Origin of the sequence: Marinovum sp. 2_MG-2023 (genome assembly GCF_030548265.1) — a bacterium.
Lineage (GTDB): Bacteria > Pseudomonadota > Alphaproteobacteria > Rhodobacterales > Rhodobacteraceae > Marinovum.
Window position 1 is genome coordinate 121,234 of the sequence record NZ_JAUOSD010000013.1, and the last position, 15,386, is coordinate 136,619.

A 15,386-nucleotide genomic window follows, 5' to 3' on the forward strand; every position below is an offset into this window, starting at 1 on the left:
TTTTGCGCCACCGCCTGCGTCTCTACTCCTGAGCGTGGCCACAACGGCCTCGCAAGACTGACAGGAGTTACCATGACTTTCGCCAAAACCACTCTGACCGCCGTGGCCCTTGCTGTGACCACCACCTTTGCTTTCGCCGAAAGCCATGCGGAAACCGGCAATCCAATGGTGGGCGGCGCGGCCATGTTCGCGGACAAGAACATCGTCGAAAACGCGGTGAACTCTGCGGATCACACCACGCTTGTCGCCGCAGTCAAGGCGGCCGGTCTGGTCGACACATTGATGGGCGAAGGCCCGTTCACGGTCTTTGCCCCGACCAATGCCGCATTCGACAAATTGGCTGGCGGGACCGTGGAAACCCTGCTGAAGCCGGAAAACAAGGATCAGCTGACCAAGATCCTGACCTGCCATGTGGTGTCGGCCGATGCGATGTCGATGGCGATCAAAGGTATGATCGACGACGACAACGGCAAACATCCGGTGCCAACGGTGGGCGGCTGCACGCTGCAGGCGACCTATTCCGGTGATGAAATCACGCTGGAAGACGAACGCGGCCGCATGGCCAAGGTGACAATCGCCGACGTCAAACAATCCAATGGCGTGATCCATGTGATCGACACGGTTCTGCTGCCTGCGATGTAAATCACGCTGGTTGCCGAAACATTGGATCGCGCCGCGCACACACACCCGGATAACGCGATTCAATGCCCGCCTCGGCGCATCTGTGCCGGGGCGGGACATAAATACTGGCCCGCCCCAGCCAAACACCGCCACAATCTGTCAGAGGAGCCCGACATGACATTCTCAAGACGCCGATTTCTGACCGCCTCCGCCGCGACCGCCACATTGGCTGTCGGCGGATCGCCCCTTGCCTTGCAAGCCGCGACAGGCAGCTTCGAAATCACCCGCACCGATGCGGAATGGCGCGCAATGCTTAGCGATGCGCAATATGCCGTGATGCGTCAGGAAGACACCGAACGCGCCTTTTCCTCGCCGTTGCATGACCAGAAAACCAAAGGCACCTACCTGTGCCGTGGCTGCGACCTGGAAATCTATGCCTCAGCCCACAAATTCGACAGCGGCACCGGCTGGCCCAGCTTCTGGCAATCTCTGCCCGATGCAATTGGCACAAAAGAAGACCGGTCGCTGTTTGCCACCCGGACGGAATGTCATTGCCGCCGCTGCGGGTCGCATCTGGGGCATATCTTCGACGATGGCCCGAAACCAACCGGCATGCGCCATTGTCTGAATGGCGTCTCCCTGAAATTCCGCGCGGCCTAGCCCCGGGGGCGGATCACCCCAAGGCTTCTTCTGTTCAAAAATATCCCGGGGGGGTCGCCTTGGCGACGGGGGCAGAGCCCCCATTCACCTGGATCGGCGCAGATCACTTGTCAGCGAAGTTCCGGCTGTCCTTGACCTGTTCCCAGGCCCACATCACTTCGTTCAGCTGTTCTTCCTGCGACCGGTCCCCGCCGTTCATGTCGGGGTGCAGCACCTTGATCAGCGCCTTGTAGGATTTGCGGATCTGAACCTTGGTCCAGCTTTCACGGGCCTCAAGAATTTCGATCGCACGCCGTTCGGTGGGCGGCAAACGCCGACTTGGGGTACTGGGATTGCGTCCGGGATTGCGGGTGGCATTTTCACCCAGAACCTGATGCGGGTCTTCAATGCCCAGCCGCGCCCAGGCCTTGGCCTCGGGGTCGCGGAAATCCTTGGTCTTGCGCTCCCACACCTTGTCGGATGTTTCCTGCGCATTCATCTCGGCTTCTGTCTTGCCCTCAAAGAAGCTCCACCGCGCGTTATATTCGCGAATGTGTTCCTTGCAGAACCAGAAATAATCATCCAGCACATCGGGCGCCTTGGGCGCGCGATAGAGCCCGCGCTCTTCGCAGCCATCAAGATCGCAGACCCGCTGCGAGGTCTCGGATGCCCCGGACATACCACGCCGACCACGTGGATTTTTCTTCTTGGCGGATGATACGGACATATCGAATCCGAATGGGTCTGATTTACTCATAGCGCGCACCTTTTCGACTCGGACGTGGCAGTTTAGACCATTGAGGACCAGAGGGAAGGGGCCCGGAAAAATTTCATGAAACGTTCAGAAGAAATCCGCCAACGCCTTGATACGGTCTTTGCGCCGGTCGAATTGAGTGTTGAAGACGAAAGCGAGGCGCATCGTGGGCACGCCGGTTACCAAGAGGGTGGCCAGAGCCATTTTCGGGTCCGGCTGCGCAGTGCCGCCTTTGAGGGGCAGTCGCGTATCGCCCGGCATCGCGCGGTGCACTCTGCCTTGGGGCCAGAGCTTGTCGGCGCGATCCATGCGCTGACGCTGGACCTCGATGTGCCCTAGATCCTGACCCTTAGGGGCGCAACACCAAAGCCGGGGCCAAAGACAGGTCCAAAACCGGGGCCAAAGACGGGCCCAAAATCGGATCAGTCTTTGGCCGGACCTTCGGGGCGCGTCGCGTCGCCGGGGGCCACGGCATCAAGGGCGGGCGGGCTGCTGGGCTCTGGCGTGTCCGGCTGCGCTGCGGTCTCTGGCGTTTTCTCTTCGGCCAGAATGCGCGCGGCATCCAGAACGGGGATGTCTTTTGGCAGCTCCTGCGGTGGCGTATCCTGGGGTGGGTCCAGAAGCCGGGGTTCAAAATCCGCCAGATCGGCGTCCCGCGCGCGGCGAAACACCAGAACATTGCGGAAAACCGTGGCCTTGCCCGAGAGGCCCTGACGTTCCTCGCTGGGCAGGGTCTCGGCGCGCTGATATTCCCAACCTTCGGCCGCAAGTTCGTTCAATGCATCTTCCAGCGCATGGGCAAACCGCCCATCTGCACCTTTTACACCCCGTGCCTTGCGCCCCCGGTCAGGGGCCGGCACCACCTTGTACTCATATGTCGTCATGTCGGGTCCAAAATCATAAATGCCGTTAAAGCGCAACATCGCCACAGCGCTGGACAAAAATCTTCAGGGATTTTTGCAAATTCCGATCACGGAATTTGGTCCCCGGACCATGCACCAATGTGCAAAGTCCAAGGAATGGGCGTTTTGACGTAACGCCTGTTACTGCGCCAGTTTGGCGGCCACGATTTCGTTCACGGCCTTGGGGTTGGCCTTGCCGCCGGTGGCTTTCATCACCTGACCCACAAACCAGCCTGCCAGCTTCGGATTGGCACGTGCCTTTTCCACCTGAGCGGGGTTGGCGGCGATCACCTCATCCACGGCGGCCTCGATTGCGCCGGTGTCGGTCACCTGCTTCATGCCACGGGCTTCGACGATCTCGGCCGGGTCACCGCCCTCGGTATAGACGATTTCGAACAGATCCTTGGCGATCTTGCCGCTGATGTCACCCTTTTGGATCAGGGTGATGATGCCGCCCAATTGGTCCGGCGTGACCGGGCAATCCGCCAGATCGCGGTCATCCTTTTTCAGGCGGCCAAACAATTCATTGATCACCCAATTCGCGGCCATCTTGCCATCGCGGCCATCCGCCACTTTTTCAAAATAGTTCGCGGATACGGTTTCGGCGGTCAACACGCTGGCGTCATAGTCGGACAGGCCAAAGTCCTTGATGAACCGTGCTTTTTTGGCGTCCGGCAGTTCCGGCAGGGTGGCCGCAATGTCATCAACCCAGCCCTGTTCGATTTCCAGCGGCAGCAGATCGGGATCGGGGAAGTAGCGGTAATCATGCGCCTCTTCCTTGGACCGCATCGACCGGGTTTCACCCTTGTCCGCATCATAAAGCCGGGTTTCCTGATCCACGGTGCCGCCACTTTCCAGCAGGGCAATCTGGCGCTTGGCCTCAAAGTCGATCGCGGCCTGAATGAACCGCATCGAGTTCATGTTCTTGATCTCGCAACGGGTACCGAGGTGGCTGAAATCCTGCGTCGCCTGATATTTCTCGTATTGGCCGGGCAGACAGACGGACACGTTGACATCGGCGCGCATGCTGCCGTTTTGCATGTTGCCGTCACAGGTGCCCAGATATTGCAGGATCTGGCGCAGCTTGACGACATAGGCGGCGGCCTCTTCGGGGCCACGAATGTCGGGGCGGCTGACGATTTCCATCAGCGCCACACCGGTGCGGTTGAGATCGACAAAGGACATGTTGGGGTCCATGTCGTGGATGGATTTGCCGGCGTCCTGTTCCATGTGGATGCGTTCGATCCGCACCAGCCGCGCAGTGCCGTCGCCCAATTCCACCAGAACCTCGCCTTCACCCACCAGCGGTTCATACAGCTGCGAGATCTGATAGCCCTGCGGCAGATCCGGGTAGAAGTAATTCTTGCGGTCAAAGGCCGACTTCAGGTTGATTTCCGCCTTCAGGCCCAAACCGGTGCGTACCGCCTGTTCAACGCAATATTCGTTGATCACCGGCAACATGCCGGGCATCGCCGCGTCAACAAAGGCCACATTGGCGTTTGGTTCGGCCCCGAATTGCGTTGATGCGCCAGAGAACAGCTTGGCGTTGGACGAGATCTGGGCATGGACCTCCATGCCGATCACCAGTTCCCAGTCATGCTTGGCCCCGGCAATAACCTTGGGCTTCGGTGCGTCATATGTCAGGTCAAGCATCCCTGTCTCCTGCGGTTGGAACGTCTGGTAAGAACATCTGGGTTCTAGGGCAGGGACAAAAGCGGGGCAAGGGGCAAGACAGGCCCATTATGCGCCCGGCAGTGGGGAAAGTTGTGGACCTATTGCGCGGGTTGCGCACCGGAATGCAGACGGCGCAGGTCGCGGGACAGGGCGGTGCTGATCGCGGCCCAGGCCTGACCCAGCCCGGCATCGGCTGTGGTCTGCGTCAGATGGTCCGCGCCGGGGGTGCCATACCCGGTGTCCAATATGGACCAGACCCAGGAATGGGTTTCGGTCATCTCGTCACGGATCAACTGGTCGCGATGGCGGGTCAGGGCGCGGCGCTGGCTGCTGTCCGGTCCGGCGGTGCCACTTTGCAGCAGCATATGTGACAGATAGGCGGCCAGCAGGTTGGTCATATGCTGGCATCCTGTGGCCTGATGAATGTCGGTCAGACCTTCGAGAAAGAAGTCGATGTCAAGAAAGGCAAAGGTCGCCGGATCCTGCAACAAGGCGTCCATATAGACCCAGGAATAGCCGCCCGCCCCCCATTTCGGCTGGGTCTGGGCGGCGATTTGGCGGGCCTCGACCTCCAGCTTGGCATAGCTGCCGAACCAGCGCGGCAAAAGGTGCAGACCATAGGCCCGCATATGTCCGGGCATTTGCGGCGCAAGGGCGATCAGGGCGCGAAAATCCTTGCTGACCCGGCGATCTGCATCGGCAATTCCGGCCAAAAGGCCGCAGCGGGCAGAGGCCAGAAAAGGCGAATCTTCCATTGCGGGGGAGAAGGGCGCGAGATTTTGCGCCGCGCGCGAGAAGGATTGTTGAAAGGCGGCGACATGTTGTTCGGGCCGGCCGCGTTGCCAGCCCTGTTTGTACCAGGCCCAACCGGCATCCATATGGGCCAGGGCCAGAAGCGCCGCGCAGGTGGCGGTGTCACGGTGTTCGCCCAGGCTGTGGTCCAGGGCCTCCAGCCCGGCCAGCATGGGGTGATTGGGGGACAATGCCCCGGCTTCGGACACGCTGAGCAAGGCCCGGCTCAGGTCAGACCGTGCGCCAACCGCCAGAATTTCACTGATCGGGGCCCCGGATGGGGTGGTGGCGCGGGCGCGGTCATTGGCGGCGATCAGATTTGCCAGCCCGGCCCAATCTTCCTGACGCGCCAGATTGCGCCCGCGGTTGAACAGCGACTGACAGATGTCGCGCTCGGCGCTTTGGGTCTGCAAGGGGCGACCCAGTTGCGCCAGAAGATCCGGCGAAACGGCCAATGTCCGCTGCGCGTCGGGGGCGGCTGCGCCGGTCTTTTTCTGCCCAAAGCCAGAGGAGCTGCCGAGGCCAGACCGAGCAGAGCCTGACGTCCGGGCGGTGGATTTCGCGGATGTTGCACAGGGCGTCGCGCCGGTCGAACGCTGCAAAACAGCGCCGACGTGTTTGGAAATGGGTTTCAGCAATGCGAACATCTGGATAAGTTTCTCTGGTTGGACTTAGTGGTTGGGTCAACTTGGCGGGTATTTGGGGCATTGCCGTGGCGGTTTGGCGAAAGAGAATGGCAGAAACAGTGTGTTCCCATGGGATTTGCGGCAAAGGTTTGTCGAAACGGCCCGGTTCGGGCAAATTTCGGCGATTTCGCCTTGGTCTCAGCATGTTTCTGGTACTTTTTCCGCTGCCACAAATTGCGCTGAGCCAGTCTGATGCGGTGACACGGCCACCCGAAGCGCCGGTTTCCACCCCGAATACGGCAGCAAATGTGACTGTTGGGGCAAGTGCGCGCGCGCCAAAGACCAGCCCGCGCCCGAAGATCCGAAAAATGGTTTTGCCGGCAACGCGCTGGCGGTCCCGTCCCGAATCGGCGGCCTGGACGGCCAGCATGCTGAGCGCGCTCCGGGGCCATGCCAGCCCACTGGTCGATGTGGTGCCCCGCGATATTGCCGAATGGTGCCCGGCCTATCGCGACAATTCCCCCGAACGACGTGCCGCATTCTGGGCCGGGTTTGCCTCGGCTTTGGCGAAACACGAAAGCACCTATCGCCCGGATGCGGTGGGCGGTGGCGGGCGGTGGTATGGTCTGTTGCAGATTCTGCCCGGCACGGCGCAACATTTCGGCTGTCGCGCGCGCAGTGGCGCGGCGCTGACCGATGGTGCGGCCAATCTATCCTGTGCGTTGCGGATCATGGCCCGCACGGTGACCCGTGATCAGGCGATTTCCATCCGCGACAGCCGCTGGCGCGGTGTGGCGGCGGATTGGGGGCCGATGCGCTCGGCTGCGAAACGGCGGGATATGTCCCAATGGCTGCGTCAGCAAAGCTACTGCGTGCCCATCGGTGTGACCCGGCCCCGGCTGCGCCCGGCACCATGGCCGCCGCAGACCCAGCCCTAGGCAGGACCGACCTTAGCGGGTTTCAGACACTGAATTTCGGTCGCCGAATTTCAAACGCTGGCGAGTTGCGGGCTGCGTTGCCCGGTGGCCCAGGCGCGCACCGCATCGCCAAAGGCGGTAAACAGCGGGCGCGAGACCGGATCATTCGCCGCATCCCATTCGGGATGCCATTGCACCGACAGCGTAAAGCCCGGCGCATCAGCGATATAGGCGGCCTCGGGCGTGTCATCCGGCGCGCGGCCATCAATCACAAACCGCTTTCCAGCCTGCATCACACCCTGACCATGCAAGGTATTTGTCATCACCTCCTGCGCGCCCATCAGACGGTGAAACCGGCCATCCTGGGTAAATCGCACCACATGGCGCAGGGCAAATTTTTCTTCCATGGTGCCATCGGGCGGCATGCGGTGGTTCATCCGGCCCGGAATATCGCGAATTTCAGGGTGCAGGGTGCTGCCCATGGCAACCGCCACTTCCTGATAACCGCGACAAATCCCAAGGAAGGGCTGCCCGCGCTCGACGCAGGCCCGTACCAGGGGCAGGGTGATTGCATCGCGCGCCCGGTCAAAAGCGCCATGCGCCTCGGTCGCGTCCTCGCCATATTCTGCCGGATGGACATTGGGCCGTCCGCCGGTCAGCAGAAAGCCGTCACAGGTTTCCATCAATTCGGCCACCGAAACCAGCGTCGGATCCGCGGGGATCAGCAGCGGGATGCAATCGGACACCCGCGCAATCGCCTCGGAATTCATCGTCCCACCGGCATGGGCGGGATATTGATCGTTGATCAGATGCTGGTTGCTGATAATGCCGACGATGGGGCGGGCCATTTGCGTCCTCTTTGCGGGTTTCACGTCAATATAAGGCGCGTCTGGCGGCATTGACAACGGCCCCGATCGCAGAGCGGCTGTGCATTTCTGTGCTTTGGCCAAAAGCAAAAAAGAGATGCGCAAAAAATGCGCATCTCTCTATTCCGGTCAAACGACGACGTTCCGGTCAAACGACGACAGGTTCGGGACTTAACCCTGTTGCGCGGCCTTCAGCTCAAGCCGGCGGGCGTGCAGCACCGGTTCGGTATAGCCCGAGGGTTGTTCGCGCCCCAGGAACACCAGATCACAGGCCGCCCGATAGGCGATGCCGTCGAACCCCGGTGCCATCGCGGTATAGGCCGGATCGCCTGCGTTCTGGCCATCGACCACGGCGGCCATCTTCTCCATCGCGGCGCGGACCTGGGCCTCGCTGACGATGCCATGGTGCAGCCAGTTGGCGATATGCTGGGCAGAGATGCGACAGGTGGCGCGGTCCTCCATCAATGCGACATCATTGATGTCCGGCACCTTGGAACAGCCGACGCCCTGATCAATCCAGCGCACCACATAGCCCAGAATGCCCTGGGCGTTGTTTTCCACTTCGCGCGCGATCTGATCCTCGCCCCACATCCGGTAGCTGGCCAGAGGAATGTCCAGAATGGTTTCGACAAAGCCGCGACGGCCGCCGGCCTTCAGCTTGTTCTGAACCGCCATCACATCGACCGCATGGTAATGCAGCGCATGCAATGTTGCCGCCGTGGGCGAGGGCACCCAGGCGCAGTTTGCCCCGGATTTCGGGTGTTCGATCTTGGCCTCCAGCATCGCCGCCATGGCATCGGGCATCGCCCACATGCCTTTGCCGATCTGCGCCTTGCCTTGCAGCCCGCATTCCAACCCGACATCGACGTTCTGGTTTTCGTAACCGCCGATCCAGCCCTTGCGCTTGATGAAATCCTTGCGCGAAAACGGCCCGGCCTCCATCGAGGTGTGGATTTCATCGCCAGTGCGATCCAGAAAGCCGGTGTTGATGAAGGCGACCCGTGATTTTGCCGCGCGGATGCATTCCTTGAGGTTCACCGTGGTGCGGCGTTCCTCGTCCATGATGCCGATCTTGACGGTATTGGCCGGCAGATCCAGCGCCTGTTCGACCCGGCCAAAGATTTCATTGGCAAAGGCCACTTCTTCGGGGCCGTGCATCTTGGGTTTTACGATATAGACCGAGCCATGCACCGAATTGCCGCTGTCGCGCGCCAGATCATGTTTGGCAATCAGCACGGTGATCATGGCATCCATCAGACCTTCATAGATCTCATTGCCGTCGCGGGTCAGAATTGCGGGGTTGGTCATCAGATGGCCGACGTTGCGCACCCAAAGCAGGGCGCGGCCCTTGATCGTCAGATCCGATCCGTCCGGCGCGGTATAGGTCCGGTCTTCGTTCAGCTTGCGGGTATGTGTCTTGCCGCCTTTCTGAAAACGCGCCTCCAGGTCGCCGCGCATCAGGCCTAGCCAATTGGCATAGGCCGTGACCTTGTCTTCGCCATCCACACAGGCAACGCTGTCTTCGCAATCCATGATCGCCGACATTGCGCTTTCGATCACCACATCGGCCAGACCGGCCTGATCGCGGGCCCCGATCATGTGGGTGCGGTCAAATACCATTTCGACATGCAGACCATGATTGCACAGCAAAACGGCATCCGGCGCTTGCGGGTGGCCGCGATAGCCGGCGAATTTCGACGGGTCCGCCAGGGGCAGGTCATCGACCAACAACGCGCCATCCTGCACATGATAACGCCGCGCATCCGCATGGCTGGCACCCGTGATCGGGAACGCCTGATCCAGAAACACCCGCGCGCGGGCGACAACCCGTGCGCCGTGACCTTTGTCGTATCCACCTTTGGGCGGCAGCGCGCCCATGGCGTCGGTGCCGTAAAAAGCATCATAAAGCGAGCCCCAGCGCGCATTTGCAGCATTCAGCGCAAAGCGGGCATTGGTGATTGGCACCACCAGCTGCGGGCCGGGGACCAGCGCGATTTCGGGATCAACGTTGGTGGTGTCGATTTCAAATGCCTCGCCCTCGGGCAGGAGATAGCCGATCTGTTCCAGAAACGCCTTGTACGCTTTGGCATCATGCGGCTGGTTGGCCCGGCCTTTGTGCCAGGCGTCGATCTGGCCCTGAAGATCGGCACGTTTGTCCAGCAGGGCACGGTTTTTCGGGCCCAGATCATGCGCCAGCGCCGACAGGCCGGTCCAGAAGCTGTCCGCATCAATCCCGGTGCCGGGCAGGGCCTGTGCCTCGATGAAATCTGCCAGAATCTTGTCCACGGCCAATCCGGCCCGGTCCACTCTTGTCGTCATGGTTGTCCCCTTTGATACGGTGCCGTGACCGTGCGCGATGGTATACCACTTTCCTAAGCCAATTGCGGGCAGGCGGGCAAGCGGCGTGGCACAGGCGGCAGAGAGATGCACCTTTCGGTTTTTGCGAAGAATGCAGTTGTATTCGGCTGATGTTACCCGGGAATGAGCGGTGTCCAGAAGGTTAGGGGAGTTGCTAAGTTTTCTTGACGTGCGCGGAAAGGAGGGCAATACTTAGGGATATGGCTAAGTATGATCCATCCCTCGATGCGCTGTTCACCGCGCTGGGCGAACCGACCCGGCGCGATATCCTGACCCGGCTTGCACGGGGGCCGGCCAGCGTGGGTGAATTGCATGGCCATCACGACATGGCGCTGCCGTCCTTCATGGCGCATATCACCCGGCTGGAAAGCGCCGGATTGATTGCGACCAACAAAGAGGGCCGCAGCCGGATCTGCGAAATGCAGGGCGCGGCGATCACCCCGGCGCTTCATTGGCTGGAGGCGCAGCGCGCGGTCTTGGCCGGGCGGCTGGATCGTTTTGACGATTATGTTTTGACCCTTATGGAGGAACGCGAGAATGATCCTTGACCCCGATACCGACCTGACCTTCACCCGGACCCTGCCGGTGCCTGTGGCGCTGATCTGGGAATGTTGGACCACGCCCGAACATATCAAACACTTCTTTGTGCCACGTCCGCACAGGGTCACGGGATGCGAGATTGATTTGCGGGTTGGCGGGCGGTTCAACACCAGATTTGAGGTCGAGGGCAATGAAATGGCCAACACTGGCGTGTTTCTGGAAATTGTCCCCGAACGGCGATTGGTGTTCACCGATGGCTATTCCGAAGGCTGGAAACCTGCGCCGGACCCGTTCATGACCGCGATCCTTGATCTTGCGGCGTCCTCGGATGGCGGCACGATCTATACCGCCACCGCCCGGCACCGAAATCCGGAAAAGGCGCGTGTGCATGAGAGCATGGGCTTTTATGACGGCTGGGGCACGGTGGTGGATCAATTGGTCACCTATGCCCAGGGATTGAAATAGAGGGATCCGCGCCGCTTGATTGGGGGCGGGCGGGCCTAACGCGACCCCGAAGCCGTGGGGGATCAGACGCTTGGCAAATTGGCGGCATTTGTCGAAACCGATTGAGCGCCGCTGGTTGTGGCGGGCGTGACGACGCCCTAGGTTGCTGAGGAAACCCCCCAGGCAACAGGCATCCGATGAACGACGCATCCCCCACAACCATCTACCTCAAAGATTACACCCCCTTCGGTTTCACGGTCGAAAGCGTCGATCTGACGTTTCGTCTGGCGCCGCATGCCACCCGCGTGCTGTCGAAGATCCGGTTTGTGCCCAACCCGGATGCGACGGACCGGACATTTTTCCTGCATGGCGAGGAGCTGAAGTTGATTTCCGCAGGGATCAATGGCACCGCCGTTTCGCCGGAAGTGACGGACAAGGGGCTGACCTGTCCCGTGCCGGATGGGCCGTTCACCTGGGAGGCCGAGGTCGAGATTGACCCCGGCAACAACACCGCGCTTGAAGGTCTGTATATGTCGGGCGGCATGTATTGCACCCAATGCGAGGCCGAGGGCTTTCGCAAGATCACCTTCTACCCCGACCGGCCCGACGTGATGTCGGTCTTTACCGTCCGGGTCGAAGGTGATGTGCCGGTGATGCTGTCCAATGGCAACAAGGGTGCGTCCGGCGCGGGTTTTGCCGAATGGCATGATCCCTGGCCCAAGCCGGCCTATCTTTTTGCGCTGGTTGCGGGCGATTTGGTCAACCACCCGGACCATTTCACCACCATGAATGGTCGCGAGGTCGAACTGAACATCTGGGTGCGCGCTGATGACATCAACAAATGCGCCTTCGGCATGGAGGCGTTGAAAAAGTCGATGAAATGGGACGAGGATGTCTATGGTCGCGAATATGATCTCGACATCTTCAATATTGTGGCGGTCGATGATTTCAACATGGGCGCGATGGAGAACAAGGGGCTGAACGTCTTTAACTCCTCCGCCGTTCTGGCCAGCCCGGAAACCGCGACCGACATGAACTTCGAGCGCATCGAAGCGATCATCGCCCATGAGTATTTCCACAACTGGACCGGCAACCGCATCACCTGTCGCGATTGGTTTCAGCTTTGCCTGAAAGAGGGGCTGACGGTGTTCCGCGATGCGCAGTTCACGTCTGACATGCGCTCTGCGCCGGTCAAGCGGATCGACGACGCAAAGGATCTGCGCGCCCGCCAGTTCCCTGAAGACAACGGCCCGCTGTCGCACCCGGTGCGCCCGGAAAGCTTTCAGGAGATCAACAACTTCTATACCGCCACGGTCTATGAAAAAGGGGCCGAGGTGATCGGCATGTTGAAGCGTCTGGTAGGGGATGCGGCCTATTACAAGGCAGTGGACCTCTATTTCGACCGGCATGACGGCGAGGCCTGTACCATCGAGGACTGGTTGAAGGTCTTTGAAGACACCACCGGGCGGGATCTGTCGCAGTTCAAGCGATGGTATTCGCAATCGGGCACACCGCGGTTGACCGTGACCGAAGCCTGGACCGAAGCCGGAACGCCCGGTGAGACCCCGGATCAAGCCCCGGATCTGGCCCCGGATCTGGACCAGAGCGGCACAGGCACCTATACGCTGACCTTCCGTCAGGACACCCGCCCGACACCGGGGCAGGCGACCAAGCTGCCGCAGGTCATTCCGATTGCCGTCGGTCTTTTGGGGGCAAACGGCGACGAGGTGCGCGAAACGCAGGTTCTGGAAATGACCGAAGCGGAGCAGGTCTTCTCTTTTGACGGTCTGGCGGCCAAACCGGTGCCCTCGATCCTGCGGGATTTTTCCGCGCCGGTGATCCTTGATCGCGTGCTGCCCAACGCCGAAAACGCCTTTCTTCTGGCGCATGACACCGACCCGTTCAACCGATGGGAGGCGGGGCGAAATCTGAGCCGCGCGACGCTTCTGGATATGGTGACGGGGGACAAACAGCCGGATTCCGACTTCCTCGACGGGATCAAGGCGGTGCTGCGCGACCGGGATCTTGACCCGTCGTTGCGTGCGCAGATCATGACCTTGCCCGGCCAGTCCGAGATTGCGCAGGCGGTCCATGATCAGGGCATCACGCCGGACCCAGAGGCGATTTACCAGGCGCATGAGGCGCTGAAACTGCGGCTGGCCGAGCATTTGCAGGATCTGCTGCCCGTGATCTATGCAGAAAATCAGGTGGATGCGCCGTATAGTCCCGATTTTGCCCAGGTCGGCAAACGTGATCTGGCGAGCGCCGTTCTGGGGCTGCTCAGCCGGATTGATGGCGGGGCCCAGGCGGGCGAACAATATGGTCGCGCCGACAATATGACATTGCAGCTTTCGGCGCTGTCCAGCCTGTTGATTGCGGGCAAGGGCGAGGCAGAGTTGCAGGCGTTTTACGATCAATGGCGCAATGACCGCCTGGTGATGGACAAATGGTTTGGTCTTCAGGTCGCCCATGCCGCCCCGGACAAGGCCGCGGATGTTGCCAGCGCGCTGAGCGAACATGCCGATTTCACCCTGACCAATCCCAACCGCTTCCGGGCGGTGATGGGGGCCTTGGGCATGAACCATGCCGGGTTCCACCATGGATCGGGCCGGGGGTATGCGCTGATGGCGGACAAACTGATTGAACTGGATGCCCGCAATCCGCAGACCACGGCGCGGATGTGTGCGCTGTTCCAGACATGGCGGCGGTATGATGATGCGCACCAGGCCCATGCGCGCGCGGCATTGGAACGGATCGCCGCGACCAAAGGGTTGAGCCGCGATACAACCGAAATGGTGACCCGCATGCTTGCGCCGGCGTAACACCCGGCTCGGGCGCATCACTTCGACAGGGCCGCCGCAATCGGGGCGGCCTTGACCGGTCCACTTTGGCGCACCCATCTTTGCTGTACCTGTCGGCGGATCTTGGCCGCTTTTTGGGGAATGCGGGCAAGGTTGCGCCGGGTTTCCGCCCATCCCCCGCCCATCCCTCGCACTGGCGCCAAGTTTTTGGTGTCAGTGTCATAATCCTGTTGCTGATCATGTGGCGACTAGCGGGAATGAGAGACCGCATTGACCCGCTGATTCAAGAACGCGCAAATTGGCTGTTTGAGGACCGTATCGCGGCCCGACTGGCCCGTCCTCTTTTGGACCGGCTGCTCAGCTATGACGCGACCGTGGCCCTGGCCACCAAAATGGCCGATCTGCCGTCAGAGCAGATCATGGATCATGTTGGTCGGCTTTTGGCGAAAAAGGTCGAGGTCACCGGGTTGGACAATCTGCCCGCCAGCGGTGCGGCGCTTATCGTGGCAAATCACCCGACGGGAATTGCCGATGGAATCGTGTTGCACAGGATTCTGGCGACTCGGCGCTCGGATACTTACTTTTTTGCCAATCAGGACATTTTGCGGGTGTTGCCCCAGATGGAGGATATGATTGCCCCGGTCGAATGGCGGCTGGAAAAACGCAGTCACGCAAAGACCCGCGCGACGATGGCCTATACTCGCAAAGCGGTCGAAGCCGGGCGTCTTGGGGTGATATTTCCGTCCGGTCGCCTGGCCAAACGGCGGGGTTTTCGCCTGTATGAACGGCCCTGGATGTCGTCTTCGGTGACGATTGCGCGCAAGTTCGACCTGCCGGTGATCCCGATCCGGATGGAGGCACGCAATTCGGCGCTGTTCTATCTGTTTGACGCCATTCACCCGACACTGCGCGATATTACGCTGTTTCACGAGACACTTAACAAGGCCGATCAACGGTTCCGCATTCATGTCGGCGCGCCGATTGCAGCGGCGGATATTCCCGCCCGACCAGAGCACGGCATTGCGATGCTGCGCGACGCCTGTCTGTCGCTGGCGGGGGGGCAAAGCGATTATGAAAGGGCCTTGCCCCTGGTGCGCAAACCGGCGTTTCCTTGAACACTCAGACGCGGCATATGCCAAACCGCTGTTGTTTCCCGCATGGGAAACATGAAATAACCGAGACGAGAATTAGTCCGCAAACGCCCTGTGATGTTATTGCCGTGCCGCAATGGACATGCCGCAGCGCTGCATTTACCAAGTGACCTGGGGGAATCTCCGCCAATTTTTCGAACGCAGCTGTAGAGATGCGTTGAAATAATCTTGCGCAAACGTTAGTGCGCATTGCAATGACGTAACCGACGAAGGAAACGCAAACGTGAAAATCGGGACGCCGAGGGAATTATTTGAGGGTGAGGCGCGTGTCGCCATGACGCCGGAGTCTGCGAAGCAATTG

Annotated in this window: 14 protein-coding genes; 8 read left to right on the forward strand and 6 right to left on the reverse strand. The window is 60.6% G+C overall.

Annotation, left to right across the window (positions count from 1 at the left end):
• Positions 1–72: 72 nt before the first annotated feature.
• Positions 73–642, forward strand: a complete 570-nt coding sequence (locus Q4577_RS15340; RefSeq protein WP_244687571.1) for a fasciclin domain-containing protein — start codon at positions 73–75, stop codon at positions 640–642.
• Between the two features lie 153 nt (positions 643–795).
• Complete coding sequence (gene msrB / locus Q4577_RS15345) at positions 796–1,281, forward strand: peptide-methionine (R)-S-oxide reductase MsrB (RefSeq protein WP_303470348.1); 486 nt, start codon at positions 796–798, stop codon at positions 1,279–1,281.
• 103 nt (positions 1,282–1,384) lie between these two features.
• Here the strand turns inward: msrB and Q4577_RS15350 are convergent, their stop codons facing one another.
• Positions 1,385–2,017 carry a J domain-containing protein gene (locus Q4577_RS15350; RefSeq protein ID WP_244687567.1) on the reverse strand — a complete coding sequence of 211 codons (633 nt, stop codon included), beginning with the start codon at positions 2,015–2,017 and terminating at the stop codon, positions 1,385–1,387.
• 75 nt (positions 2,018–2,092) lie between these two features.
• Between Q4577_RS15350 and Q4577_RS15355 the strand changes: the two genes are divergently transcribed.
• On the forward strand, positions 2,093–2,353 hold the full coding sequence (locus Q4577_RS15355) for a BolA family transcriptional regulator (RefSeq protein WP_303470344.1): 261 nt from the start codon (positions 2,093–2,095) through the stop codon (positions 2,351–2,353).
• A gap of 83 nt (positions 2,354–2,436) precedes the next feature.
• On the opposite strand, the gene Q4577_RS15360 is transcribed toward Q4577_RS15355, so the two are convergent.
• From Q4577_RS15360 to Q4577_RS15370, 3 genes are all read right to left on the reverse strand, one after another.
• On the reverse strand, positions 2,437–2,898 hold the full coding sequence (locus Q4577_RS15360) for a DUF4177 domain-containing protein (RefSeq protein ID WP_303470342.1): 462 nt from the start codon (positions 2,896–2,898) through the stop codon (positions 2,437–2,439).
• A gap of 159 nt (positions 2,899–3,057) precedes the next feature.
• Positions 3,058–4,569 (reverse strand): Asp-tRNA(Asn)/Glu-tRNA(Gln) amidotransferase subunit GatB, encoded by a 1,512-nt coding sequence (gene gatB / locus Q4577_RS15365; protein WP_303470340.1) that lies wholly within the window; start codon positions 4,567–4,569, stop codon positions 3,058–3,060.
• Positions 4,570–4,688: 119 nt separating this feature from the next.
• Positions 4,689–6,029, reverse strand: coding sequence for a hypothetical protein (locus Q4577_RS15370; RefSeq protein ID WP_303470338.1), 1,341 nt, complete (start codon positions 6,027–6,029; stop codon positions 4,689–4,691).
• Between the two features lie 407 nt (positions 6,030–6,436).
• On the opposite strand from Q4577_RS15370, the gene Q4577_RS15375 reads away from it, so the two are divergent.
• The gene (locus Q4577_RS15375) at positions 6,437–6,946 is read left to right on the forward strand and encodes a transglycosylase SLT domain-containing protein (protein WP_303470336.1); all 510 of its coding nucleotides are present in this window, start codon (positions 6,437–6,439) and stop codon (positions 6,944–6,946) included.
• Positions 6,947–6,996: 50 nt separating this feature from the next.
• Here Q4577_RS15375 and Q4577_RS15380 read toward each other — a convergent pair whose 3' ends face one another.
• Together Q4577_RS15380 and Q4577_RS15385 are read right to left on the reverse strand one after the other, a co-directional pair.
• Positions 6,997–7,773, reverse strand: coding sequence for a gamma-glutamyl-gamma-aminobutyrate hydrolase family protein (locus Q4577_RS15380; RefSeq protein WP_244687553.1), 777 nt, complete (start codon positions 7,771–7,773; stop codon positions 6,997–6,999).
• 189 nt (positions 7,774–7,962) lie between these two features.
• On the reverse strand, positions 7,963–10,110 hold the full coding sequence (locus tag Q4577_RS15385) for a malate synthase G (protein WP_303470334.1): 2,148 nt from the start codon (positions 10,108–10,110) through the stop codon (positions 7,963–7,965).
• 239 nt (positions 10,111–10,349) lie between these two features.
• Between Q4577_RS15385 and Q4577_RS15390 the strand changes: the two genes are divergently transcribed.
• From Q4577_RS15390 to Q4577_RS15405, 4 genes are all read left to right on the forward strand, one after another.
• The gene (locus Q4577_RS15390) at positions 10,350–10,697 is read left to right on the forward strand and encodes a helix-turn-helix transcriptional regulator (RefSeq protein WP_303470331.1); all 348 of its coding nucleotides are present in this window, start codon (positions 10,350–10,352) and stop codon (positions 10,695–10,697) included.
• Positions 10,687–11,154, forward strand: a complete 468-nt coding sequence (locus Q4577_RS15395; RefSeq protein ID WP_303470329.1) for an SRPBCC family protein — start codon at positions 10,687–10,689, stop codon at positions 11,152–11,154. The genes Q4577_RS15390 and Q4577_RS15395 overlap by 11 nt, the downstream gene beginning before the upstream one ends.
• Positions 11,155–11,330: 176 nt before the next feature.
• Positions 11,331–13,955, forward strand: a complete 2,625-nt coding sequence (pepN, locus tag Q4577_RS15400) for an aminopeptidase N (RefSeq protein WP_303470327.1) — start codon at positions 11,331–11,333, stop codon at positions 13,953–13,955.
• Between the two features lie 236 nt (positions 13,956–14,191).
• Entirely contained in the window at positions 14,192–15,049 is an 858-nt protein-coding gene (locus Q4577_RS15405) for a 1-acyl-sn-glycerol-3-phosphate acyltransferase (RefSeq protein WP_303470325.1), read from the forward strand.
• The last annotated feature ends 337 nt before the right edge of the window (positions 15,050–15,386 follow it).